The 23,260-nt window shown below is 64.2% G+C and carries 21 protein-coding genes and 3 pseudogenes; 15 read left to right on the forward strand and 9 right to left on the reverse strand.

Translation table 11 applies throughout. The features are described 5' to 3' along the window. Window positions 1-17: 17 nt before the first annotated feature. From QF047_RS05945 to QF047_RS05955, 3 genes and pseudogenes are all read left to right on the forward strand, one after another. Window positions 18-947: an ABC transporter permease gene (locus QF047_RS05945; RefSeq protein ID WP_306634628.1), complete on the forward strand. Its 930-nt coding sequence runs from the start codon at window positions 18-20 to the stop codon at window positions 945-947. Further along, on the forward strand, window positions 937-1,881 hold the full coding sequence (locus QF047_RS05950) for an ABC transporter permease (protein ID WP_307274835.1): 945 nt from the start codon (window positions 937-939) through the stop codon (window positions 1,879-1,881). The genes QF047_RS05945 and QF047_RS05950 overlap by 11 nt, the downstream gene beginning before the upstream one ends. An 11-nt stretch (window positions 1,882-1,892) precedes the next feature. Next, window positions 1,893-3,600: pseudogene (locus tag QF047_RS05955) on the forward strand (dipeptide ABC transporter ATP-binding protein). 69 nt (window positions 3,601-3,669) lie between these two features. Here QF047_RS05955 and QF047_RS05960 read toward each other — a convergent pair. Beyond that, window positions 3,670-4,533, reverse strand: a complete 864-nt coding sequence (locus QF047_RS05960; RefSeq protein WP_307274837.1) for an SGNH/GDSL hydrolase family protein — start codon at window positions 4,531-4,533, stop codon at window positions 3,670-3,672. 272 nt (window positions 4,534-4,805) lie between these two features. Between QF047_RS05960 and typA the strand changes: the two are divergent. Together typA and QF047_RS05970 are read left to right on the forward strand one after the other, a co-directional pair. Then, a pseudogene (gene typA / locus QF047_RS05965) lies at window positions 4,806-6,735 on the forward strand (translational GTPase TypA). A gap of 215 nt (window positions 6,736-6,950) precedes the next feature. Continuing rightward, window positions 6,951-7,760, forward strand: coding sequence for a type IV toxin-antitoxin system AbiEi family antitoxin domain-containing protein (locus tag QF047_RS05970; RefSeq protein WP_307274839.1), 810 nt, complete (start codon window positions 6,951-6,953; stop codon window positions 7,758-7,760). 48 nt (window positions 7,761-7,808) lie between these two features. On the opposite strand, the gene QF047_RS05975 is transcribed toward QF047_RS05970, so the two are convergent. Continuing rightward, window positions 7,809-8,048, reverse strand: a complete 240-nt coding sequence (locus tag QF047_RS05975; protein WP_307274840.1) for a hypothetical protein — start codon at window positions 8,046-8,048, stop codon at window positions 7,809-7,811. A 151-nt stretch (window positions 8,049-8,199) separates the two neighbouring features. Between QF047_RS05975 and fdxA the strand changes: the two genes are divergently transcribed. The 3 genes from fdxA to QF047_RS05990 all read left to right on the forward strand — a co-directional run bounded on the left by fdxA (window position 8,200) and on the right by QF047_RS05990 (window position 11,238). After that, window positions 8,200-8,526, forward strand: coding sequence for a ferredoxin (gene fdxA / locus QF047_RS05980; protein ID WP_050685972.1), 327 nt, complete (start codon window positions 8,200-8,202; stop codon window positions 8,524-8,526). Window positions 8,527-8,540: 14 nt separating this feature from the next. Continuing rightward, window positions 8,541-9,689: a succinyldiaminopimelate transaminase gene (gene dapC, locus QF047_RS05985; protein ID WP_307274844.1), complete on the forward strand. Its 1,149-nt coding sequence runs from the start codon at window positions 8,541-8,543 to the stop codon at window positions 9,687-9,689. 262 nt (window positions 9,690-9,951) lie between these two features. Further along, window positions 9,952-11,238, forward strand: coding sequence for a citrate synthase (locus tag QF047_RS05990; protein ID WP_307274846.1), 1,287 nt, complete (start codon window positions 9,952-9,954; stop codon window positions 11,236-11,238). Between the two features lie 63 nt (window positions 11,239-11,301). On the opposite strand, the gene galE is transcribed toward QF047_RS05990, so the two are convergent. Beyond that, window positions 11,302-12,315, reverse strand: coding sequence for a UDP-glucose 4-epimerase GalE (gene galE, locus QF047_RS05995; protein WP_307274848.1), 1,014 nt, complete (start codon window positions 12,313-12,315; stop codon window positions 11,302-11,304). Between the two features lie 129 nt (window positions 12,316-12,444). Here galE and QF047_RS06000 point away from each other — a divergent pair, with 129 nt between their 5' ends. After that, window positions 12,445-13,053, forward strand: a complete 609-nt coding sequence (locus QF047_RS06000) for a TetR/AcrR family transcriptional regulator (RefSeq protein ID WP_307274850.1) — start codon at window positions 12,445-12,447, stop codon at window positions 13,051-13,053. 99 nt (window positions 13,054-13,152) lie between these two features. After that, window positions 13,153-13,764 carry a hypothetical protein gene (locus tag QF047_RS06005; protein WP_306634606.1) on the forward strand — a complete coding sequence of 204 codons (612 nt, stop codon included), beginning with the start codon at window positions 13,153-13,155 and terminating at the stop codon, window positions 13,762-13,764. Window positions 13,765-13,811: 47 nt separating this feature from the next. On the opposite strand, the gene QF047_RS06010 is transcribed toward QF047_RS06005, so the two are convergent. Further along, the gene (locus QF047_RS06010; protein WP_307274853.1) at window positions 13,812-14,672 is read right to left on the reverse strand and encodes a hypothetical protein; all 861 of its coding nucleotides are present in this window, start codon (window positions 14,670-14,672) and stop codon (window positions 13,812-13,814) included. A gap of 6 nt (window positions 14,673-14,678) precedes the next feature. Further along, window positions 14,679-15,707, reverse strand: coding sequence for a 2,3,4,5-tetrahydropyridine-2,6-dicarboxylate N-succinyltransferase (gene dapD, locus QF047_RS06015; protein WP_307274855.1), 1,029 nt, complete (start codon window positions 15,705-15,707; stop codon window positions 14,679-14,681). Between the two features lie 50 nt (window positions 15,708-15,757). On the opposite strand from dapD, the pseudogene dapE reads away from it, so the two are divergent. Beyond that, window positions 15,758-16,895 (forward strand): annotated as a pseudogene (gene dapE, locus QF047_RS06020) (succinyl-diaminopimelate desuccinylase). Between the two features lie 73 nt (window positions 16,896-16,968). Here dapE and QF047_RS06025 read toward each other — a convergent pair. The 4 genes from QF047_RS06025 to QF047_RS06040 all read right to left on the reverse strand — a co-directional run bounded on the left by QF047_RS06025 (window position 16,969) and on the right by QF047_RS06040 (window position 20,251). Beyond that, window positions 16,969-17,805 carry an amino acid ABC transporter permease gene (locus QF047_RS06025; RefSeq protein WP_307274857.1) on the reverse strand — a complete coding sequence of 279 codons (837 nt, stop codon included), beginning with the start codon at window positions 17,803-17,805 and terminating at the stop codon, window positions 16,969-16,971. Beyond that, on the reverse strand, window positions 17,802-18,452 hold the full coding sequence (locus tag QF047_RS06030) for an amino acid ABC transporter permease (protein ID WP_306634598.1): 651 nt from the start codon (window positions 18,450-18,452) through the stop codon (window positions 17,802-17,804). The genes QF047_RS06025 and QF047_RS06030 overlap by 4 nt, the downstream gene beginning before the upstream one ends. 85 nt (window positions 18,453-18,537) lie before the next feature. Continuing rightward, window positions 18,538-19,425 (reverse strand): glutamate ABC transporter substrate-binding protein, encoded by an 888-nt coding sequence (locus QF047_RS06035; RefSeq protein WP_306634596.1) that lies wholly within the window; start codon window positions 19,423-19,425, stop codon window positions 18,538-18,540. Window positions 19,426-19,495: 70 nt separating this feature from the next. After that, window positions 19,496-20,251 (reverse strand): amino acid ABC transporter ATP-binding protein, encoded by a 756-nt coding sequence (locus QF047_RS06040; RefSeq protein WP_306634594.1) that lies wholly within the window; start codon window positions 20,249-20,251, stop codon window positions 19,496-19,498. Between the two features lie 104 nt (window positions 20,252-20,355). On the opposite strand from QF047_RS06040, the gene QF047_RS06045 reads away from it, so the two are divergent. The 4 genes from QF047_RS06045 to QF047_RS06060 all read left to right on the forward strand — a co-directional run bounded on the left by QF047_RS06045 (window position 20,356) and on the right by QF047_RS06060 (window position 23,243). Next, window positions 20,356-21,138, forward strand: a complete 783-nt coding sequence (locus QF047_RS06045) for a TIGR00730 family Rossman fold protein (RefSeq protein WP_306634592.1) — start codon at window positions 20,356-20,358, stop codon at window positions 21,136-21,138. A 31-nt stretch (window positions 21,139-21,169) separates the two neighbouring features. Further along, window positions 21,170-21,598 carry a DivIVA domain-containing protein gene (locus QF047_RS06050; protein WP_307274862.1) on the forward strand — a complete coding sequence of 143 codons (429 nt, stop codon included), beginning with the start codon at window positions 21,170-21,172 and terminating at the stop codon, window positions 21,596-21,598. Then, window positions 21,595-22,842: a hypothetical protein gene (locus tag QF047_RS06055; RefSeq protein ID WP_306634588.1), complete on the forward strand. Its 1,248-nt coding sequence runs from the start codon at window positions 21,595-21,597 to the stop codon at window positions 22,840-22,842. Before QF047_RS06050 ends, QF047_RS06055 begins: the two co-directional genes overlap by 4 nt. 233 nt (window positions 22,843-23,075) lie before the next feature. Further along, window positions 23,076-23,243, forward strand: a complete 168-nt coding sequence (locus tag QF047_RS06060; protein ID WP_306634586.1) for a DUF3117 domain-containing protein — start codon at window positions 23,076-23,078, stop codon at window positions 23,241-23,243. Window positions 23,244-23,260 lie beyond the last annotated feature (17 nt).

Here is a 23,260-nt window from a genome sequence, read left to right on the forward strand (position 1 = left end):
GGAAGGCTGGTGATCCTGTGGTCCGGTTTATCCTGCGCCGACTGCTCCAGGTAATCCCTGTTTTCCTCGGCACTACCCTCCTGGTCTATTACATGGTGTTCGCGTTGCCGGGCGACCCGATTGCTGCGCTCTTCGGCGACCGCCAGCCTCCTCAGGCCGTTATCGACACCCTGCGCAGCCAGTACCACCTGGACGAACCGTTTTGGGTCCAGTACGGGTTGTTCCTTAAGAACCTCTTTACCTTTAATTTGGGCAATGATTTCACTGGTCAGCCCATTGCCGCCACGTTGGCCCGGGTCTTTCCAGTGACCGCTATGCTCGCTGTGGAAGCACTGATCATTCAAGCCGTTTTCGGCGTGGCCTTCGGCGTGTTCGCCGGACTCCGTCGCGGCGGCTGGTTCGACTCCACGGTCCTCGTGGCGTCCCTGGTGGTGATCGCGGTCCCCACGTTCGTCTTGGGGTTCGTCTTCCAACTCGTCTTCGGTGTCCAGTTGGGCTGGGCCAAACCGACCGTGGGAGCCAATGCAGACTGGGCAAATCTGTTATTGCCGGCAGTAGTGCTCGGCTTGGTTTCCTTTGCCTATGTGCTCCGCCTGACCCGTACCTCGGTCAGTGAGGGCATGAATGCCGACTTTGTAAGGACGGCCACTGCAAAAGGCCTCTCCCGCCCACGCGTGGTGATCGCCCACATCCTGCGTAACTCGCTGATCCCCGTGGTGACCTACCTCGGCGCCAACCTGGGCGGCCTCATGGGCGGCGCCATCGTCACCGAAGGCATTTTCAACGTTCCCGGTGTGGGCAACAAGCTCTACCAGGCAGTCCTCCGCAGCGAAGGACCCACCATCGTCTCCATCGTCAGTGTGCTGGTGCTGGTGTTCGTGGTAGCCAACCTGCTTGTTGATCTCCTGTATGCCTGGCTTGACCCGAGGATCCGCTATGACCAGTAATAACAGCCACTTCGTGGCTCCCCTTGAGGAAACACCACTGTTGGCGACGGATGCCGTCAAGACTGACCAGGCGCCTCTCAGCCTGTGGTCCGACGCCTGGCGCAAGCTCCGCCGTCGTCCGTTGTTCATCATTTCGGCGCTGCTCATCCTGATGCTGATCGTTGTGGCGTTGTTCCCCGGACTGTTCTCGTCGGTTCCGCCGAACGAGGGCTGCGAACTGGCCAACTCGGAAGGCGGCCCCGCCGCCGGGCACCCGTTCGGCTTTACCTTCCAGGGCTGCGACATCTACTCCCGCGTCATCCACGGCACCCAGGCGTCACTGTCTGTCGGCATCCTCTCGGTGCTGTGCGTGTTGGTCATCGGCGTAACCTTCGGTGCCCTTGCCGGCTACTACGGCGGCTGGATCGACGCCGTGCTGGCCCGGCTGGGCGACATCTTCTTCGCCCTGCCGCTGATCCTCGGCGCGCTGGTCATCACCCAACTGCCTGTCTTCCGGGAGAACAAGAGCGTGTGGACGGTGGTCTTTGTGATTTCGCTCCTCGCTTGGCCGCAAATGGCCCGTATCACCCGCGGTGCAGTGATCGAGGTCCGCAACGCAGACTTCGTGACGGCCGCCCGTGCCCTGGGTGTTTCGAAATTTGGAACATTGGTTAAGCACGTGCTGCCCAATGCGCTGGCACCCGTGATAGTGCTTGCCACGCTGGAACTCGGTGTCTTCATTGTCGCCGAGGCAACGCTGTCCTTCCTGGGCATCGGGCTGCCGGAAGGTGTCATGTCGTGGGGTCACGACATCGCTGCAGCGCAGACTTCCATCCGCACCAACCCGCAGATCATGCTGTATCCGGCCGCAGCACTGTCCGTCACGGTGCTGAGCTTCATCATGCTGGGCGACGCCGTGCGTGACGCCCTTGATCCAAAGAGCCGCCAGCGATGAGAGACAAAGAGATGACAACTCCAGAAATACGCATCGCGGAAACCGGCACCACAGGGGTCCGGCCGCTGCTGGAGATCCGCGACCTCGCCATCACCTTCAAGACCAGCGGCGGGGAAGTCCAGGCGGTCCGTGATGCGCACCTGACCATCATGCCCGGCGAAACCGTGGCGATCGTGGGGGAGTCCGGCTCCGGCAAGTCCACCACAGCGCTGGCTGCGATAGGCCTGCTGCCATCCAACGGCCGTGTTTCCGGCGGGCAGATCCTGCTCGACGGGGAAGACATCGCGCATGCATCCGAAAAGCGCATGATCGAGCTTCGCGGCCAACACCATCGGGATGGTGCCGCAGGACCCGATGTCCAACCTGAACCCGGTATGGAAGATCGGCTACCAGGTCCGGGAAACACTGCGGGCGAACGGCCAGCCCAGCGGTCCAGACGACGTTGCCAAGGTACTCTCCGAGGCCGGCCTGCCGGACGCCCACCGGCGCGCCAACCAGTATCCGCATGAGTTCTCCGGCGGTATGCGGCAACGCGCCCTGATCGCCATCGGGCTCTCCTGCCAGCCCCGCCTGCTGATTGCGGACGAGCCCACCTCCGCACTCGATGTCACGGTGCAGCGGCAGATTCTGGACCATCTGGACACCATGACTACCGAACTGGGCACCTCGGTGCTGCTCATCACCCACGACCTGGGGTTGGCAGCCGAACGGGCCGACAAGGTTGTGGTGATGTACCAGGGCCGCGTGGTGGAGGCAGGACCTTCCCTGGAACTGCTGCAGAACCCGCAGCACCCTTACACCAAGAGGCTCGTGGAGTCCGCACCGTCCCTGGCCAGCCGCAGGATCCAGGCTGCCAAGGAACTGGGTGTGGAGGCTGCGGACCTGCTGGCCCCGGCAGCCGAACCGGCAGTTGCGGACAACGTCCTGCAGATCCAGGGCCTGCGGAAGGTGTACAAGCTCCGCCAGGGACTGGGGAAGGCATCAGACTTCGCGGCCGTTGATGGCGTCAGCTTCGACGTCCGCAGGGGAACCACGACGGCGATCGTAGGGGAGTCCGGCTCCGGCAAGTCCACAGTGGCCAAGATGGTGCTCCAACTGGAGAAGCCCACCGACGGCAGGATCCTGTTCGACGGCGTCGACACCTCCCTCCTTAAGTCGTCGGATCTGTTTAAGTTCCGGCGTCGTGTGCAGCCCATTTTCCAGGACCCCTACGGTTCGCTGGATCCGATGTACAACATCTTCCGGACCATCGAGGAGCCGTTGCGGGTCCACAAGATTGGCAACAAGGAGAGCCGGGAGAAAAAGGTCCGCGAACTGCTGGACCAGGTGGCGCTTCCGCAATCCGCCATGCAGCGGTATCCGAACGAGCTCTCGGGCGGGCAGCGCCAACGCGTCGCCATTGCCCGTGCTCTCGCTCTCGACCCGGAAGTCATCATCTGCGACGAAGCCGTGTCCGCCCTGGACGTGCTGGTGCAGGCGCAGGTGCTGAACCTGCTGGCAGACCTCCAGTCCAACCTGGGGCTGACCTACCTCTTTATCACCCATGACCTTGCTGTGGTCCGGCAGATCGCCGACCACGTCTGCGTCATGGAGAAGGGGCGCCTGGTGGAGACGGGGTCCACGGACGAGGTCTTCGAATCGCCGCAGCAGGACTACACGAAGGCGCTGCTCAACGCCATTCCGGGTGCCAAGCTGATGCTTCCGCCGGAAGTGGCTTAACCGTCCTCTGTCTCAATGAACGGTTGGAGCCGGAGCCTGTTGGCTCCGGCTCCAACCCTCTTAAGGCTGTCAGTCCTGGAAGGAACCGGTGCCGCCGCCTCTTGCCATCGCCGGTGGCTGGCCAGCAACCGCCTTCCGCTCCAGACCCAGGTCTCGGAGCCGGTGTTCCAGCAAGGTCCCGAGCGCGCGTCGGCCGTTGGGATTCATATGCACTGTGTCCGCCAGGTCCTTGGCCAGGCCGTACCTGGTGAGCCAGTCGCCCACGGAAACAAAAGGCAGGTTGTGGGCTGCTGCCACCGAGCCCAGCAGGGCATCAACCTCCGTGCGGCGGCCACCCCCGTTGCCTTCACCGCGGGCCAGGGTTCCGATCATGGCAATCCGTGTTCCCGGGTAGCGGGCTTGGAGCTCAGCGATCAGGCGCTCGGCATTTCCGGCAATTCGGCGGTCCGATGCCCCGCTTGCGGCGTCGTTGCCGCCCCCTTGGATAACGATGAGCGCCGGCGTACTGGACGGCAGTAGCCAGTCGCCCCGGCGGAGCGCATCAATGTAGTTGCCCGTTGTGCCGTTGGCGGACACGAAGCCGGTGCCGCCCCGCCCGCAGTAGTACACCCTGTACCCCACAGACTCCAGGCCCTGGCGGGGCCACCCGTCCGACGGTTCCGACTGCGAATCACCGATCAGGAGAACGGTTCTGCTGATGTCGGGGACCACTGCCTCAAGCCGCCCATTGGCTGGATTGAGGATGCGCGATCCGGCGGCGCCAGGATTCGCAGCGGGAGCGCCGGGCTGCCCCGCGCCGGCAGCCTGCACGTGGGAAACGGTGGAAGACTGGGGCAGTACCCCGCAGCCGGACAAGGCAATAAGGCTGGACACTGCGAAGGCGGCGGCGGCTCCGGACGCGGCAACGCGGCTCCGGGCCAAGGCTTTTCGCATGTGGTGTCTTTCGGGCTTGCATGAAGTGTCAGAGCAATCATGTGGCATGGAGGCAGGATTGGCCAGTGATATTACTCACTAATTTTCGCCCACCCCGCGGCCACGGGGCGGCGGGCCAACCTCCTGTCCGCCAGAAAATTTAGGCCTATTAACGCCACTGACGCTAGAATGGAGGAAGCAGCCCTATGCAAAGGGCCTGATCCGTCGTGCGTTCCAGTTGGAAATGTCGCGATACAACAGCTGACTTTCACCACTGAATCGAGCCATTACGCATGTCTGAAACCACCACCAACACCGCGGTAGCCACTGCATCGCGCAGTGACCTGCGCAACGTCGCGATTGTGGCCCACGTTGACCACGGCAAGACCACCCTGGTCGACGCCATGCTCAAGCAGACCAACTCCTTTGCCGAGCACAACCACCTCGAAGACCGCGTGATGGACTCCGGTGACCTTGAGCGCGAAAAGGGCATCACCATCCTGGCCAAGAACACCACCGTGGCCTACAACGGTCCCTCGTCCAACGGCGAGACCATCACCATCAACGTGATCGACACCCCGGGCCACGCCGACTTCGGCGGCGAGGTGGAGCGCGGCCTGTCCATGGTTGACGGTGTCGTGCTCCTCGTTGACGCCTCAGAAGGTCCGCTGCCGCAGACCCGTTTTGTGCTCCCGCAAGGCCCTGGCCGCGCACCTGCCGGTCATCCTCCTGGTCAACAAGACCGACCGTCCCGATGCCCGCATCGAGGAAGTCGTCCACGAGTCGATGGACCTGCTCCTGGGCCTGGCCTCGGACCTCGCAGACGAAGTTCCGGACCTGGACCTGGACAAGATCCTCAACGTGCCGGTCGTGTACGCCGCCGCAAAGGTTGGCCGCGCCTCCCTTGAGCAGCCCGCCGACGGAACCGCTCCGGAGAACGAGGACCTGGAACCGCTGTTCCAGACCATCATTGAGCACATCCCTGCTCCCAAGTACAACCCGAACGGCGTCCTGCAGGCACACGTCACTAACCTTGACGCCTCCCCGTTCCTGGGCCGCCTGGCGCTGCTCCGCATCTACAACGGCACCCTGCGCAAGGGCCAGACCGTTGCCTGGGCACGCGCCAACGGTGAACTGAAGAACGTCAAGATCACTGAACTGCTGGCCACCAAGGCCCTGGACCGCGTTCCCGCCGAATCCGCCGGCCCGGGCGAGATCGTCGCCGTCGCCGGTATTGAGGAAATCACCATCGGTGAGACCCTGACCGATGCCGAGAACCCGCAGCCGCTGCCGCTGATCACCGTGGACGATCCCGCGATCTCCATGACCATCGGTATCAACACCTCGCCGCTGGCCGGCAAGGTCAAGGGCGCAAAGGTCACGGCCCGGCAGGTGAAGGACCGCCTCGACAAGGAACTGATCGGTAACGTCTCCATTAAGGTGCTTCCCACCGAACGTCCGGATGCCTGGGAAGTCCAGGGCCGTGGCGAGCTCGCACTCGCCATCCTCGTCGAGCAGATGCGCCGCGAAGGCTTCGAATTGACCGTGGGCAAGCCGCAGGTTGTCACGAAGACCATCGACGGCAAGATCCACGAGCCGATGGAGCACATGACCATCGACGTGCCCGAGGAATACCTCGGCGCTGTCACGCAGCTCATGGCGGCCCGCAAGGGACGCATGACCAACATGGCCAACCACGGCACCGGCTGGTGCCGGATGGAGTTCATCGTTCCGGCCCGTGGCCTGATCGGTTTCCGCACCAAGTTCCTGACCGACACCCGTGGTGCCGGCATCGCGGCCTCGATCTCCGAGGGCTACGAGCCGTGGGCCGGCCCGATCGAGTACCGCACCAACGGTTCAATGATCGCCGACCGCGCCGGTGTTGTGACCCCGTTCGCCATGATCAACCTGCAGGAACGTGGCTCGTTCTTCGTCAAGCCCACGTCCGAGGTCTACGAAGGCATGATCGTCGGCGAGAACTCCCGCGCGGACGACATGGACGTGAACATCACCAAGGAAAAGAAGCTCACCAACATGCGGGCCGCTTCCTCCGACACCTTCGAAAACCTGACGCCGCCGCGCGATCTCACCCTCGAAGAGTCGCTGGAATTCGCCCGCGAGGACGAGTGCGTCGAGGTGACCCCGGAGGCCATCCGCATCCGCAAGGTCATCCTGGACACCAACGAGCGTTCAAAGGCCAACCGCGCCCGCGCGAAGGTCTAGCAGTCCCGTAGTTTCAAAGAATGCCACCGGCACGCGCCGGTGGCATTCTTCGTTAACCGGGGCGCTGCCACGTACCGCGCTGCGCAGTGAAACCCGGGTTCACTGCACAGAGGCAGTCCCTGCGGACCGAGCTGGTACTTCACGGCGCCCTGCCGTTTTCCACATAGCCGATCCCGCCCCAGCGCACGCCGTGTCCGCCCGGGCACCATGCAGACATGCAAATTCTCACTGATGCTCTGGCCGCAATGGGCGGCGTTGCCGACGCCGGCTCCCTGAGGCAGGCCGGTGTCTCCCGCCGGTCCATTGAAGGCAGTGTCCGCGACGGGACGGTGCACAGGGTGGCGCGAGGCGTGTATGCGCAGCCTGACGCCGATTCCTTACTCATCCACGCCGCTCGCCATCACGCGGTGCCCGGTTGCGTCACGGCTGCTTCGGCAGCGGGGCTGTGGGTAGTCGGGGAGCCGGACAAGCCGCATCTTGCCGCACGGCACGGAAAGCCGGTTAGCGGCTGCGTAATGCATCGAAGCAGCTTCCCGTTGACGCATCTGGATGTGGTGTGCCAATCACTCCGTTGCTTGCCGCCGCTCGAGGGGCTGACCATCGCGGAATCTGCGGTAAAGAAGGGGCTGGTTCAGCTTCCGGAACTGAGGGAGAGGTTTCCAGCCGCGCGGGAAAAGGCGTTACGCCGACTCGTGGCCAAAATCCGGCCCCAATCCGGGTCCATTATCGAAACGATGGCGCGGTACCTGCTTGAAGAAGCCGGGCTGACCGTCGAGCTCCAAGTCAAGATTCCGGGAATGGGCCACCTCGACCTTCTGGTAGACGGCCTCTTGGGTATTGAGGCAGACGGCTACGCCTACCACAGCAGCAGGGCAGCCTACCGGGAGGACCGGCGGCGGTGGAACGTTACGGTTATCCGGGGCGTTCCCGTGCTTCGCGTGACCTTTGAAATGCTGCTGACCGAGCCCAGGAAGTTCGTGCAGATGGTCCACCAGGCCCTTTCCACGTACCGCTCTGCGCAGTGAAATCCGGGTTCGCTGCGCAGTGGCAGTCCCTGCGCAACGAGACCTGCCTTAGGCGCGCGGCCTGCGCCGCGCGGGCGCGGGCGGAACCTCCTTGGCTGCCACAACGCGCTCAAGGGGAATCACGACGTCGGCCTGCCGCGTGCGGACGGTGCACGCACCGGCGTCGCACGCTACCAGGTGCCCCAGCGCATCAGTGAGGCCGCCCTCGACGCGGTACCGCACCACCACCCGCGTTCCGGGGGCGGCAGCGGAGAGGAAGCCAGCGGGGGTGGGGGCAGGTAGACTCACCACTTCATACTAAGTGGCTTCATACAAGGCGCCCGGCTAGGTTCGCGGTAACGGGCTGGGAGATAATAGGCTCAGATGTCAAGAGTCCGGCCATGGTTGCCGGACGCAAGAACCGGCGCGACGCCGGAACCAACGTGGAGAGGCCAGGGACGTGACGTACGTAATCGCGCAGCCGTGTGTAGATGTCAAGGACAAGGCATGTATTGAAGAATGCCCGGTCGACTGCATCTATGAGGGTGAGCGTTCGCTGTACATCCATCCGGACGAATGCGTCGACTGCGGGGCCTGCGAGCCGGTATGCCCGGTGGAGGCCATCTACTACGAGGACGACACCCCGGACGAATGGGCCGACTACTACAAGGCGAACGTGGAGTTCTTCGACGACCTCGGCTCGCCCGGCGGCGCCGCCAAGGTCGGTAACACCGGCAAGGACCACCCGATGATCGCTGCACTGCCCCCGCAGAACCAAGACCACTGACGCAGGCAGGAGCGGTGACCGCAGCAGTGAATATGTTCGGCCTTGACCTGCCCGACTACCCGTGGGAGGCCATGGCGCCGTACCTCGCGAAGGCCTCGGAGCACCCCGGGGGAGCCGTCAACCTGTCCATTGGTACTCCGGTGGATCCCACACCCGCCCTGATCCAGGACGCCCTGAAGGCTGCTGCGGACGCCCCCGGATACCCCACGGTTCACGGCACGCCCGCGCTCCGTGAAGCCATCGCGTCGTGGTTCGAGCGCCGCCGCGGTGTGGCCGGGCTCGATCCCCGGAACATCATGCCAACGGTCGGTTCGAAGGAACTGGTGGCCTGGCTGCCGCTGCTGTTGGGACTGAAGCCAGGGGACGTCGTCGTACGCCCCAAGGTTGCCTACCCCACGTACGACATCGGCGCCACCCTCGCCGGGGTCACCTCCGTGGCAACGGACAATCTGGACGAGCTCGACGACGCCACCCGCTCCCGCGTCCGGCTGATCTGGGTCAACTCCCCGGGAAACCCCACAGGCAGCGTCCGGGGTGTCGAATCCCTGAGGGCGCTCGTGGAGCAGGCACGGGAACTCGGCGCCGTAGTGGCGTCCGACGAATGCTATGCCGAGCTGGGCTGGGGCGACTGGGACGTCCAGCGCGGCGGCCACCCTGTCCCGAGCATCCTGGACCCCCGGGTGGCCGGCGGATCGCACCATGGCCTGCTCGCGGTGTACTCGCTGAGCAAGCAGTCCAACGTGGCAGGCTACCGTGCAGCATTCGTGGCCGGCGATCCGGACCTGATGCCCAACCTCGTCAACAGCCGCAAGCACGCGGGCATGATCGTTCCCTACCCGGTGCAGGAAGCCATGCGGGTGGCGCTGGGCGACGACGCTCATGTGGAGGCCCAGAAGGACCTGTACCGGGGACGCCGGGAACGGCTGGTTCCGGCGCTGCTGGACTTCGGCCTGGAAATTAAAGAGTCCGACGCCGGCCTGTACCTTTGGTCGACGGCGGGGGAGAGTACCTGGGACACCGTGGCGCGGCTCGCCGAGCGCGGCATCGTGGTGGGTCCCGGCGTCTTTTACGGTGAGGCCGGCAACGGCTACGTCCGGGTTGCCCTCACGGGAACCGACGAAAGGATCGACGCCGCGGTTACCCGTCTGGCGTCGGCGCCGTAATCACCAGAGCGCCACGGCCGGCGCAGTGCCGTAACAATGGTGTGACTCCGGACACATCCGCTGCATTTTAGGGCATTTTGGTTGGTCTCGGATTAGTGGCACCCGCCGAGGAGCGGGTACTTTTTAAGTGACTATCAATGGTGGCTTTCTACAAGAAGGCAGCCCGGGTGTTGGAACCTGTGTTCTCAGGCTTCGTGCGCGGCTCACCTGATGTTGGATCAAGCTTTCGACAGAGGCCCAGACGCCTCATGAAGGGGACTCCATGACTGAGACCAACAATGCTGCGACCCTGCTCCATGCAGGAGGCGAGCTCAAGCTGCCGCGCATCCAGGTTGTTGAAGGAAACGAAGGCTACGACGTTTCCAAACTGCTGAAGCAGACGGGCGCAGTCACCTTTGACCCCGGCTTCATGAACACAGCAGCCACAACCTCGGCTATCACCTACATCGACGGCGATGCTGGCATCCTGCGCTACCGCGGGTACCCCATCGAACAGCTGGCACAGCACTCCAGCTTCCTTGAGGTGTCCTACCTGCTGATCTACGGCAACCTGCCCTCACCCACCGAGCTGGACGAATTCGACCAGAAGATCCGCCGGCACACCCTGCTGCACGAGGAGCTCAAGGGCTTCTTCGGCGGCTTCCCGCGGGACGCGCACCCCATGCCCGTCCTGTCCTCGGCCGTCTCGGCGCTGTCCACGTTCTACCAGGACTCGCTGGACCCGTTCAACGCCGAGCAGGTGGAAGTTTCCACCATCCGGCTCATGGCCAAGCTTCCGGTCATCGCGGCCTACGCCCACAAGAAGTCCATCGGCCAGCCCATGCTGTACCCGGACAACTCCCACAACCTCGTGGAGAACTTCCTGCGCCTCAGCTTCGGGCTTCCGGCTGAACAGTACGAGGTTGACCCGGTCGTGGCGAAGGCCCTGGACCTGCTCCTGATCCTGCACGCGGACCACGAGCAGAACTGCTCAACATCCACCGTGCGCCTGGTGGGCTCCTCCAACGCCAACCTGTTCGCGTCCGTCTCCGCAGGCATCAACGCCCTCTTCGGCCCGGCCCACGGTGGCGCCAACGAGGCAGTCCTGAAGATGCTCCGCCAGATCCAGGCCGACGGCACCAAGCCCGAGGACTACATGGAGAAGGTCAAGAACAAGGAGGACGGCGTCCGCCTCATGGGCTTCGGGCACCGCGTCTACAAGAACTACGATCCGCGCGCCAAGATCGTCAAGGCCACCGCGCACGAGATCCTCACCAAGCTCGGCGGCAACGACGAACTGCTGGACATCGCCCTGCGCCTGGAAGAGAAAGCGCTCAACGATGATTACTTCATCCAGCGCAAGCTCTACCCGAACGTCGACTTCTACACCGGCCTCATCTACAAGGCCATGGGCTTCCCGGAGAAGATGTTCACCGTGCTCTTCGCCATCGGCCGCCTCCCGGGCTGGATTGCCCAGTGGCGCGAGATGATCAGCGACCCGAACACCAAGATCGGCCGCCCCCGCCAGCTCTACATCGGCGAACCCGAGCGGGACTACCCCGCCCGCTAGACAGTACGACGACGGCCGCCCACCTCCAGGAGGTGAGCGGCCGTTCGTTGTTAATCACCAGGGTTAAGAGTTGTAGCCCTGGGGGTTGTTCTTCTGCCAGCGCCAGTGGTCTTCGCACATTTGGTCGATCGTTTTGGTGGTGGACCAGCTGAGGTCGGCGAGGGCTGAGGTGGCGTCGGCCCAGAAGGCGGGCAGGTCGCCGGCACGGCGGCCGGTGATTTCGTAGGGGATGGGCTTGCCCACTGCCTTTTCAAAGGAGCGCAGGACTTCCAGGACCGAGGAGCCGGTGCCGGAGCCGAGGTTCCAGCGGAACACCCCGGTGCGGCCGGCGATGTGGTCCAGCGCGGCCACGTGGCCTTCGGCGAGGTCGGTGACGTGGATGTAGTCACGCAGGCAGGTCCCGTCAGGGGTTTCGTAATCGCCGCCGAAGACCATGAGTTTTTCGCGCCGGCCAACGGCGACCTGGGCGATGAAGGGGACGAGATTGTTCGGGATGCCTTGAGGGTCTTCGCCGATCCGGCCCGAGGGGTGGGCACCGACGGGATTGAAGTAGCGCAGCAGGGCGATGTGCCAGCGGCTGTCGGCGGCGCCGAGGTCGGAGAGGATGTCCTCGATCTGTTCCTTGGTGCGGCCGTAAGGGTTGTTGGCCCCGATCTCCATCTTTTCGACGTAGGGGATGGGGTTGTGCTCGCCGTAGACCGTGGCGGAGGAGCTGAAGACGATGGAGCGGACGTTGTGCCGGTCCATGGCGCGGATCAGGTTCAGGGTGCCGACGAGGTTGTTGTAGTAGTACGTCAGTGGCTCGCGCACGGACTCGCCCACGGCCTTGAGGCCGGCGAAGTGAATCACGGCGTCGACGTCGTTTTCGGCGAAGACTTTCTCGACGGCGGCCTCGTCCACGAGGTCCACGTGGTGGAACTGTGCTGTTTTGCCGGTAAGTTCGGCCACCCGGCGGAGGGACTCCTCGCTCGAGTTGACCAGGTTGTCGATGACCAGCACGTCATGGCCGGCTTCCTGCAGGGACAAAACAGTGTGGGAACCGATGTACCCGGTACCCCCTGTAACCAGAATTTTCATGCTCCCAACGCTATCCCAACTGGTGCCGGTCCCGCCGGTACGTCCCGGATTCCGGGCAGGATGACGGGCCTTTACGGGCAGAACGACGGCGAGGCCTGCACCTGAGCACAGGTGTGCTAAATAAAAGGAGTGCCTAAAATCGTTCACGCCGGAGCCCGGCGCCGGGAAGTGGTGGAAGCAGTCTGGCGGATTATCGCCGTAGACGGGTTGGAAAGGGCGTCCCTTCGGGAAGTGGCAGACGAGGCGGGGCTCGCCGTCGGTTCCGTCCGGCACTACTTTGCGGGCAGCGATGAACTGCTGGCCTTCTCCTTTGCCACCGTGATTGACAGCATCGTGGCCCGGCTGGAGAGTGTGCTGCCTGGATTGCAGGGCTACCCGGCCGGAAGCCCGGAAGGACGAAACGCCGTTTTAACACTGCTGGGCGAACTGTTGCCGCTGGACGAACAGCGGGCTGTGGAGGCCTGCGTGTGGATGGCCTTCCGCAACGCGGCCAGGATCAGGCCCTTCCTTGGCGCGGAGGCGGACCGCAGCCACCGTGAGGTGGCAGCTGTAATCGGCCGCTTGATTACAGCCCTGGTACCCGGGGACGTATCCGAGGAGGCGTTGGTGGTGGAGGCGGAGAGGCTGCTCGCCACCCTGGACGGCCTGTGCATGCATGCCCTGCTTCAGCCAGGCTGGATGACGGCCCGGATGTGCACGGATGTCCTGGAGCGGCACCTCGACGGGTTGACGCGATGAATTTCGTTAACGTCGGCAACGCGGGGGAATAGACTGATAGCCGGGGGCGCAGCACCGGATCACCAGACCCGGCAGGGGCGCGCCAGGGAAGGATCTCGGATGCAGCAAAAGACCGGTTCCGGGTGGCAGATAACCACTGACACGTCCGGACCGATGATGATCGCCCTGTACATGCGCGATGCCGCCGGACTCGACGGCGCAGGCCATCCCGCCCTGTCGCATGCAGCTCCCAAGGTCCATCATGCCGACCATACCCATCTGACTGCCGATGTGGGCGGTCTGAGCGGGCTCAAGACCGAGTGGGAGGCATGGTGGGAACAGCTGCTGAAGGCATACCCGCAGACGTCACCGGAACTTTCGCCGCCCGAGTTTGAGGCGTTCGGCAATTCGCCCGCCCTCCAGCGGCTACTCCAGGCGCACTTCGGTTCGGCTCTCACCTGGGCGCGGGAACGCAGAAGCGAGTACGCCGAACTCGAAGCTGAACGCGCCGCCAACGGTGCGGACCAGCTGTTGGAGGACATGGTGGATGACCGGCTGATGGAGGTGGGACGCAACGCCCGCGACTTCAAGCTGACCATCATCGAACTGCCGTTGAACGAGCAGCGGGCCTGGTACTTGGAGCCGGACAAAATCATTATGAGCCACCAGCTGATGGGCCAGCCGGAGCTGTTCCGCAGCTACGTCCAGCCCGTGGTGGAAATCCTGGTCTAGGAGAATCCGCCCGGAAGGACGGCAGGCCCGGAAGGACGCCAGGGGCCTCAGGCTCCGGTGCCTGCCGGCGACACCGTAATCCGCACCTGGCCATGCGGCGCCGCCGATTCGTGCCAGCCGTCCCGCTCGGTCCGGTTCCAGGTCCGCCCGGCGACGTCCACCTGTGTGACGTCGAGGGTCTTGGCGTTGGCTACGGCCCACTGCGCCACGGACCAGGCCTGGCTGCCGTCGGCTTCCACCACCAGCGTCTGGCGGTCAACGGCCGAGCCCGAGAGACCGTAGGCCTGGGCAAGCTGGTCAGAAACGGCGGTGGGGTCGCCGGCGGCATCTGCTGAGCGGAGGGTGCACTGAACGGCTTCGGGCGTCTGGCCGGACAGCCCGGAGGCAAAAAAGCGTCCCATCTGCTCGTGCTGGGCGTAGGCGCCGGGAAAAGCCGATCGTTGCACCCGCTGCGCAGCTTCGGTGATCTCAAGCGATTCGTAGCCGGGGATCTTCACCAGTGCGTCGTAAAAGGCGTTGGTGGCGTAGAAGGGGTCCATGATCTGCTCTTCGGTCCCCCAGCCTTGCGAGGGACGCTGCTGGAACAGGCCCCGCGAATCCGGGCCGGCCTGGTCCCCGTGCTCAATGTTCCGGAGCTTGGACTCCTGCATGGCGGTAGCCAAGGCTATGGTCGCGGCCCTGGGCGGGAGCCCGCGCTGGACAGCCACGGCAGTGATCAGGGAAGCGTAGACAGCCTGATCGGGAGCCAACTCGGCCGTCTTACCATTCACGACGGCGGTGCAGCGCTCCGAAACAAGGGTTTCGGAACGCTGCACAAAAAACACCGCCGAATAGACGCCGCCGGCTACCAGTGCGAGCGTGAGCAGCAGCAGCACCAGCAGGCGGCGAAGGCCGCGTCTTCGTGCCATCGAGGATCAGTTGGCGTGCAGGGCGTCGTTCAGTTCCACAGTATGGCCGGCGCGGGGGAGTACCTCCACAGCGCCCGTGGTGGAGTTGCGGCGGAACAACAGGTTGGGGACACCGGAGAGTTCGGCAGCCTTCACGATCTTGGTGGTGTCCTCGCCCACCTCGTCCTTGGGCCCGGGTATGCGCACGCGGGTGCCTGCCGTCACGTAAAGGCCGGCTTCGACCACGGAATCGTCGCCGATGCTGATGCCGACGCCGGAGTTGGCGCCAAGCAGGACCCGCTCGCCGATGGTGATCTTTTCCTTGCCGCCGCCGGACAGGGTGCCCATGATGGAGGCGCCACCGCCAACGTCGCTGCCGTCGCCGGTCACCACGCCGGCGGAAATCCGGCCCTCAACCATGGACGTGCCCAGGGTTCCGGCGTTGAAGTTGACGAAGCCCTCGTGCATGACGGTGGTGCCTTCGGCGAGGTGCGCGCCGAGGCGGACCCGGTCGGCGTCGGCAATCCTGACGCCGGTGGGCACAACGTAGTCCACCATGCGCGGGAACTTGTCGATGCCGTAAACGGTGACGGCGCCGCGGCGCCGCAGCCGGGCGCGGGTCAATTCGAAGCCTTCCACGGCGGCAGGGCCGAAATTGGTCCAGACGACGTTGGGCAGCTTGCCGAAGATGCCGTCCAGGTTGATGGTGTTGGGCCGTACCAGGCGGTGCGAGAGCAGGTGCAGGCGAAGGTAGGCGTCAGCGGTGTCGGCCGGGGCCTCGTCGAGGTTGATCTGGACAAAGACCACCTTCTGCTCGGTGCCGCGGTCCTCATCCGTGCCGGCTTCGGCGATCCGGGTGAGTGCCTCGTCCGCGTTCTCTACTGCCCGCAGGTGGTCGGCAGCGACACCAAGCGCGGGGGCCGGGAACCAGACATCCAGGACGGTGGCGTCGGTGCCGGCGCTGGCGATGGTGGCCACGCCAAAGCCGTAGGCGGAACGTTCTTCAGTGGGGGCAGTCCGGGTTTCGGGCACAGCGGAGGAAGCAGTCTCAGTCATTGCCCCAGTCTATCGACGGGCAGGCACCTGCTCCGAACTAGACTGGCTTCGTGACTGCCGAAACCGCCCCGGAATCTTCCACCCTTCCACTTGACCTCCGCCAGGATGTTGCGCTCCTGACTGCCGCGATCATGGACATCAACAGCGTGTCCGGCAACGAAACCGAACTCGCCGATGCCGTTGAGGCGGGCCTGCGCACCATCCCGGAACTGAACATCCTGCGGGACGGGGATGCCATCATCGCCCGGACCGAGCTGGGCAAGCCGGAACGCGTCATCCTGGCTGGACACCTGGACACCGTTCCGCTGCCGCTGGCCGGGGAGTCGCGGGGTACGGTTCCGTCCACTTGGGAGTCCGGCGTTCCCGGGGAAGGGGTCCTGTACGGCCGCGGAGCCACGGACATGAAGGGCGGCGTGGCGGTGCAGCTCGCCCTGGCTGCCACAATGTTCGACGGCGGGACCGTGCCAAAGCGGGACGTCACCTTTGTTTTTTATGACCGACGAGGAAGTGGAGGCCGTGAAGAGCGGCCTGGGCCGGCTGGTCCGCAACCACGGCGACCTGCTGGGCGGTGACTTCGCCATCCTCCTCGAACCCACTGACGGCACCGTGGAGGGCGGGTGCAACGGGACCAGCAGGTTCGAAGCGACAACCGTGGGGGAGGCCGCCCACTCCGCCCGCGCCTGGATGGGGAGCAACGCCATCCACGCTGCGGCCCCGATCCTGGCCCGGCTGGCGGCTTATGAACCGCTGACGGTCAACGTGGACGGCCTGGATTACCGTGAAAGCCTGAACGCGGTGCGAATCAACGGCGGCACTGCCGGAAATGTCATTCCGGACCGGTGTGTGGTGGAGATTAACTACCGGTTTGCCCCGGACAAGACGCCGGACCAGGCCGAAGCCGTGGTGCGGGAACTCCTTGGCGGTTTTGACGTTGTCCGCACCGACGCTGCGGCCGGGGCGCGGCCCGGGCTTCAGCACCCCGCCGCCGCTTCCTTCGTTGCCGCCGTGGGAGCCGAGCCGAAGCCCAAATACGGCTGGACCGACGTCGCGCGTTTCAGCGAGCTCGGAATCCCGGCGGTAAACTTCGGGCCGGGCGATGCCCTCCTGGCGCACAAAGACAACGAACACGTGCACGCCGACGCCATCAGGAAATGCCTGCAGGCGCTGCAGGAATGGCTGGCAGCCTGATCCTTAAAAGGGAAGGCCCGGACTGCTGGAACCCAAAAATGGGCGCGGTCCGGGCCATCGCTGTGAGGAGCTGCTAGGGAACGGCTGCTTTGGCAGCTGCTTCGGCCCTGGCCACCCCGCCTGCCGCTTTCCTTGAACCGCGGCGCTCGATCCACACCGCGATGCGTGAAACAAGGATGTTGATGGCGATGTAGATCGCCGCGGCCACAAAGAAGATGGGGAACAGGAACTGGGTGCCCAGGAAGTCCGCCATCACCTGCACGGCGCGCAGGAGCTCGCCGTACGCCACGATGTAGCCCAGCGAGGTGTCCTTGAGGAGCACCACCATCTGCGCCACGAGGGAGGGCATCATCCGCCGGATGGCCTGCGGCAGTTCGATCAGCATGCGGGACTTGAAGCTGGTCAGGCCAATGGCGAGGCCCGCTTCGCGCTGCCCCTTGGGCAGCGACTGGATGCCCGCACGGATGATCTCCGCGAACACCGCCGAGTTGTAGAGCACCAGGCCGGTGACGACGGCGACAAAGGCCGAGGTGCCAAAGCCCAGGAGGACAAACAGCATCATCAGGACCACGGGCATGCCGCGGAGGAACTCCAGGACCACCCGGATGGGAATCCGGATGAATGCGGCATCAGAGATGCGCAGCAGGCAGAACGCCAGCCCCAGCGGGAAGGCGATGACGGCTGCCAGGGCGGCGGCACTGAGAGTCGCGCCGAGGCCGTTGCCGAGGAGGGTCCACACGTCGCCGCGGGTGAAGATCTGCCATCGGCGGCCCTCAAAAATGCCCTGCTGCGCAAGGGTCATCACGATCCAGGCGAGCAGGCCCAGGACCAGCAGGGCACCGACCACTGAACCAATAAGGGATATGCGCCGGGCCTTGGGGCCGGGAACGTCGTACAGCACGGAGCTCATCGGGCAATCGCCACCTTTCGTTCCACCGTGCTGGCCAGGATGCCCAGCGGAACGGTGAGGAGCAGATAGAAGAACGCAACGCCGAGCAGGACGGGGATGACCGCGTCACCGTTGGCGTTGGCCAGCTGGCGGCCGTAGCCGAACAGTTCAAGGACAAAGAATGCGCCGGCCACGGAGGAGTTCTTGACCAGTGCGATCAGGATGTTGATCAGCGGCGGGATCACCGTCCGCAACGCCTGCGGAAGGATGATGAGGTTCAGGACCTGCCCGAAGTTCATCCCGATACTGCGGGCCGCTTCGGCCTGGCCAACGGGAACACTGTTGACACCTGAGCGGACAGCTTCGGCGATGAACGCTGCGGTGTAGGCACTGAGGGCAATGATTGCCGCTACTTCGAACTGCTCGAATTTCACTCCGATGCGGGGAAGGACAATGGCTGCGAAGAAGAAGGCGATGGTCAGCGGAGTGTTCCGGAGAACTTCCACGTAAACGGTGCTGAAGCCGCGGAGCGCTGCCACCGGGGAAACCCTGGCTGCCGCGAGCAGGGTCCCGAGCACCAGCGCGATGACGCCGGAAACTGCGGAGAGGAAAAGTGTGCGGAGAAAACCGTTCCAGTACAGGGGCAGGTTTTCAAGAATGACGTCCATTGGATCCTTCGGCTGTGGGCGTGGACGGGGGTGAAGGCGGTGGTTGCCGGGGCCTCGAAGCAGCCCCGGCAACCACAGGCGTTACTTAGTAACGGACGATTTCGGGCAGCTTAGGGGCAGTCTTGATGACTGAACCTGCGGTTGCTTCCCAGGCCTTCTTGTAGGAGCCGTCCTTCTCGAATGCCTCCAGCTGGTCGTTGATCCAGTTGCGGAACTGGGTATCGTCCTTCTTCAGGCCGATGCCGTAGGGCTCCTTGGTGAAGGTTTCATCCGAGGCGAGCTTGAAAGCGTCCGGTTCCTTGTCCACGAAACCGGCGAGGATCACGTTGTCCGTGGTGATGGCTTCGACCTGCTTGTTGCGCAGCGGCTCCAGGCAGGCGGAGTAGGTGGCAGCCGGAACCAGTTCGGCCTTGTACTTGTCCACGATGGTGGCGGCCGGCGTCGAACCGGTGACGGAGCAGACCTTCTTGCCCGCAACGTCCTCAGGCTTCTTGATGGAGTCGTTGTCCTTGTTCACCATCAGCGCCTGGCCGGCCTCGTAGTACGGTCCGGCGAAGCTGACAACCTGCTTGCGCTTGTCGTTGATGGTGTAGGTGGCAATGACCAGGTCAACCTTGCCCTGTTCAATGAACGGTTCGCGGTTGGCGGACACAGTCTCGGACCATTCGATCTTGTCCGCGGCGATGCCCAGCTTGGCGGCGATCAGCTTGCCCATTTCAACGTCGAAGCCCACCGGCTTGCCGTCCAGGCCAACCTGGCCGAAGAGGGGCTGGTCGTACTTGGTGCCGATCTTGATGGTGCCGGCGGAGGCGAGCTTTTCCATGGTGGTGCCGGCCGCGAAGGAGGGCTTCGCAGCCACACTGGGGTCGCTGGTACCCGGGGTAGTTGCGCCGCCGCAGGCGCTCAGGGACAGGGCGAGGGCAGCGGTAGCCGCCACGAAGAATGATTTCCGCCGGGTCAAAAATGCCTTCATGACATTCCTTTCATTGGTGGCCGTGGGTCACGGCCTGGGTGCGAACTGGGAGTGTTTGTTCGTAGGTGCTTCAGTGGGTGAGGAGCTTGGAGAGGAAATCTTTGGCGCGGTCGCTCTTGGGATTGGTGAAGAACTCTTCAGGAGTCGCGTCCTCAACGATCTGGCCGTCGGCCATAAAGACCACACGGTCCGCAGCCTTGCGGGCGAAGCCCATTTCGTGGGTGACCACGATCATGGTCATGCCCTCCTTGGCGAGCTGGACCATAACGTCCAGGACCTCATTGATCATTTCGGGGTCCAGCGCCGAGGTGGGTTCGTCGAACAGCATGACCTTGGGCTTCATCGCAAGGGCGCGGGCAATCGCAACGCGCTGCTGCTGGCCGCCGGACAGCTGTGCGGGCAGCTTCGGTGCCTGGTGCCCGACGCCGACACGTTCGAGCAGCGCCATGGCGTCCTTGTCCGCTGCTGCCTTCTGGGCACCCTTGACCTTGATGGGGCCGAGGGTGACGTTTTCGAGAATTGTTTTGTGCGCGAAGAGATTGAACGATTGGAAGACCATGCCGACGTCGGCACGGAGCTGCGCGAGTTCCTTGCCTTCCTCCGGAAGAACCTTTCCGTCGATGCTGATGGTGCCGCCTTCAATGGTTTCAAGACGGTTGATGGCGCGGCACAGGGTGGACTTACCGGAGCCCGAAGGTCCGATGACCACAACAACCTCGCCCTTGCGGACCTGAAGATTGATGTCCTTCAAAACGTGCAGCTGGCCGTAATGCTTGTTTACGGCGTTCAGGGAGACGAGGGCATCGCCGGGCACATGAGTAGTCATAGGAAGAATCTAGCGAACAACGGTGGCTTATGACGTGAATCACCGCAGGTTCCTGAGGATCGTGATTCAAGAGATACCTCGCGCCGTCGGGTTAGCCTAGGGGAATGAGCATCAGTGCAGATCCGGCCAAAAACATCCAGCCGCGCCGTAAGGGCCCCCTTGAGCTTCGCCGTAAACAGGCGGCGGTCGAAATGTCCGACCAGCATCTGCTTGATACCAAGGGGCCCGGCCAGTTTGTGCACACTGATCCCTGGCGCGTGATGCGGATTCAAAGCGAATTCGTGGAGGGCTTCGGCGCGCTTGCAGACCTCGGCCCGGCCGTGAGCGTCTTCGGTTCTGCACGGACAAAGCCCGGCAGCCACTATTACGAAATGGGCGTCGAGGTGGGCCGGAAGCTGGCTCAGTCCGGTGTCGCTGTTATCACCGGGGGCGGACCTGGTTCCATGGAAGCGGCCAACCGCGGCACGGTTGAAGGCAACGGGGTGTCCGTAGGGCTGGGCATCGAACTTCCTTTTGAGCAGGGCCTGAACCAGTGGGTGGACCTGGGGATCAACTTCCGGTACTTCTTCGCCCGCAAGACCATGTTCGTCAAGTACGCCCAGGGATTCATCGTCCTGCCGGGCGGCCTGGGCACACTGGACGAACTCTTTGAAGCCATGGTCCTGGTGCAGACCCGCAAGGTGACGTCCTTCCCGATTGTGCTGCTCGGTGTGGACTTCTGGGGTCCCATGATCGATTGGATCAAGGGAACCCTGGTGGCGGAGGGCATGGTCTCGGCGAAGGACCTGGACCTGATCCAGGTGGTGGATGATCCGGCGGAAGCGGTGGACCGCGTGCTCGGCGTGGGCGTCACTCCTTCCCTGAACGGCGAACAGCGCCCCGAGTAGCCACGGCTGCCGGGTCTGGCACGATGGAGTTGTGAGTTTTTTTCTGGTCTTCCTCGCCGTGCTGCTGATCGGCGCCGTCCTGTGGGCAAGCATCGGGCGGCGCGCGGGCAAGCAGGGCCGCCCGCTGCCGGCCCTGCTGGATGCCGGCCTCGAGGAGCCGCCGGCAAACCTGCCTCCGGTCCTGCTGCCCGCCCATGCCGCACCGCAGGACGTGGACAGCGTCCGCTTTTCGCTGGGCCTGCGGGGATACCGGATGGACCAGGTGGACCAGGTGCTTGATGAGTTGCGGGACCAGCTTGCCGCAAGCCGGCATGAGGTAGAGACGCTGAAGGCCCGTCTGGTGCAATTGGAACAGCCGGCACCTGAGCGCGAACCGCAGGAAGCCTTGCAGGGAGAAGCCGGCACGGAAGCACGGAAGCCCGGCACGGGGCAGTCGGCCACAGCGGAAGGCCCGGCTTGAGTACCGACACACGGCGCGGTGCGGGAGTTGGAGCGTCCGTCCAATCACTGGCGCTCCGCTCCCGCGCGACCGTCCGGGGCTGGCCCTGGTGGCTGCAGGTATCCGCCATCTATGTCCTGGCCAGGCTCGTCAGCGCCGGCATCTTTATGGCCGCGGCCCTGCACCAGGGACGCAACCCCTGGTTCCCGGCAAAGCCTGACTACTGGAACTTCATCAACATCTGGGACGCGCGCTGGTATGCACGGGTGATCCAGGGCGGCTACCCCACCACTCTTCCGGTGGATGCTGCGGGCAACGTGCAGGAGAATACCTGGGCGTTTTATCCCTTGTTCCCGTCCCTGGCGGGCGGGCTGGGCAACCTCACGGGGTTGGCTCCCGCTGCCTCCCTGACCATCATCGCCATGCTGTCCGGCCTTGGCGCAGCACTGGTGGCCTACGTGCTGTTCCGGCATAAGGCGGCCCATGGGACCGCATTGTGGGGGGTGGCCTTCTTGGCCACGTTCCCGGTGTCCGCGGTGCTCCAGGTGCCCTATGCCGAGCCGCTGTCACTGCTGCTGCTCGCGGCGGCGCTGCTGCTCGTGATCCGGCGGCAGTACTGGTGGGGCATTCCGGTGGTGGTGCTGCTGTGCCTCTCCCGGCCGGTGGGTGTTCCCTTTGCCGCTATGCTCGGCATCCTGTTGATCTTCCGCCTGGTGCAGCGGGTCCGCCGGAGTGAAGCCGGATTCCATACGACGCCGGAGCTCGCGGCCCTCGCCACGCTGACGGCAGTGGCGGGCGCCTCGGCACTGGCCTGGCCCGCCGCAGCATGGGCAGCCACGGGGGATATCCAGGCGTACACCAAAACCGAAACAGTGTGGCGGGGCCATGACCTCGTTCCCTTCAAGCCCTGGTTCGATACGGGCGTGGACCTCTTCGGGCCGGTACTGGGCATCCTGGCGCCGTTCGTTTTTGTGGCCCTCTTCGCCGCGATGCTGTACCTGCCCCCGGTGGTCCGCCTCGGCGTCGAACTCCGCCTGTGGTGCGCCTGCTACATGGGGTACCTGGTCGCGTTCCTTCACCCGCAGACCAGTACCTTCCGCATGTTGCTGCCGCTGTTTCCACTGGCGCTGGGGGCCGCGTTGCTGTCCCGGTCCAGGGCCTACCGGGGGACGGTTGTGGTGATGTTCCTGCTGCTGCAGGTCGTCTGGATCGTATGGCTGTGGGCCTGGGCGCAATTGCCGGGCGGGGGAGATTATCCACCCTAGGACTTTGGACTTTCCTGCAGGTCAGAGTACAAATCGCGCCCTGCCGGAAATGTCCATCGATTAGCTACGCGCGGGTAATTCCGCGATAATGGAAGGTAAGCAAGGACAAAAAGCATTCAGAATATGCGCAGCCATGGCGGTGTCTATCCACTCCGCCATGGCAGCTGGATCTACATGCGGACACAGCCCGCCCGGGCTGATCAGTCCTGGGACTAAATGGAGGGGAATTCCTCATGGCGGCTATGAAACCACGCACCGGCGACGGCCCAATGGAAGTCACCAAGGAGGGCCGCAGCCTGATCATGCGCGTCCCGCTCGAAGGCGGCGGGCGCCTGGTGGTCGAACTGAATGCTGCTGAAGCGGCCAACCTTCGGGAATGCCTGGTCGGCGTCACCGATTAATCGTGCGAAGACAGGGT

It is taken from the genome of Arthrobacter sp. W4I7 (assembly GCF_030816215.1).
GTDB lineage: Bacteria > Actinomycetota > Actinomycetes > Actinomycetales > Micrococcaceae > Arthrobacter > Arthrobacter siccitolerans_A.

Coding starts and splice junctions, on each gene's coding strand:
- QF047_RS05950 (WP_307274835.1), top strand. CDS start 937: ATGACCAGTAATAACAGCCACTTCGTGGCTCCCCTTGAGGAAACACCA.
- QF047_RS05960 (WP_307274837.1), bottom strand. CDS start 4,533: ATGCGAAAAGCCTTGGCCCGGAGCCGCGTTGCCGCGTCCGGAGCCGCC.
- QF047_RS05970 (WP_307274839.1), top strand. CDS start 6,951: ATGCAAATTCTCACTGATGCTCTGGCCGCAATGGGCGGCGTTGCCGAC.
- QF047_RS05990 (WP_307274846.1), top strand. CDS start 9,952: ATGACTGAGACCAACAATGCTGCGACCCTGCTCCATGCAGGAGGCGAG.
- galE (WP_307274848.1), bottom strand. CDS start 12,315: ATGAAAATTCTGGTTACAGGGGGTACCGGGTACATCGGTTCCCACACT.
- QF047_RS06005 (WP_306634606.1), top strand. CDS start 13,153: ATGCAGCAAAAGACCGGTTCCGGGTGGCAGATAACCACTGACACGTCC.
- QF047_RS06010 (WP_307274853.1), bottom strand. CDS start 14,672: ATGGCACGAAGACGCGGCCTTCGCCGCCTGCTGGTGCTGCTGCTGCTC.
- dapD (WP_307274855.1), bottom strand. CDS start 15,707: ATGACTGAGACTGCTTCCTCCGCTGTGCCCGAAACCCGGACTGCCCCC.
- QF047_RS06025 (WP_307274857.1), bottom strand. CDS start 17,805: ATGAGCTCCGTGCTGTACGACGTTCCCGGCCCCAAGGCCCGGCGCATA.
- QF047_RS06030 (WP_306634598.1), bottom strand. CDS start 18,452: ATGGACGTCATTCTTGAAAACCTGCCCCTGTACTGGAACGGTTTTCTC.
- QF047_RS06035 (WP_306634596.1), bottom strand. CDS start 19,425: ATGAAGGCATTTTTGACCCGGCGGAAATCATTCTTCGTGGCGGCTACC.
- QF047_RS06040 (WP_306634594.1), bottom strand. CDS start 20,251: ATGACTACTCATGTGCCCGGCGATGCCCTCGTCTCCCTGAACGCCGTA.
- QF047_RS06045 (WP_306634592.1), top strand. CDS start 20,356: ATGAGCATCAGTGCAGATCCGGCCAAAAACATCCAGCCGCGCCGTAAG.
- QF047_RS06060 (WP_306634586.1), top strand. CDS start 23,076: ATGGCGGCTATGAAACCACGCACCGGCGACGGCCCAATGGAAGTCACC.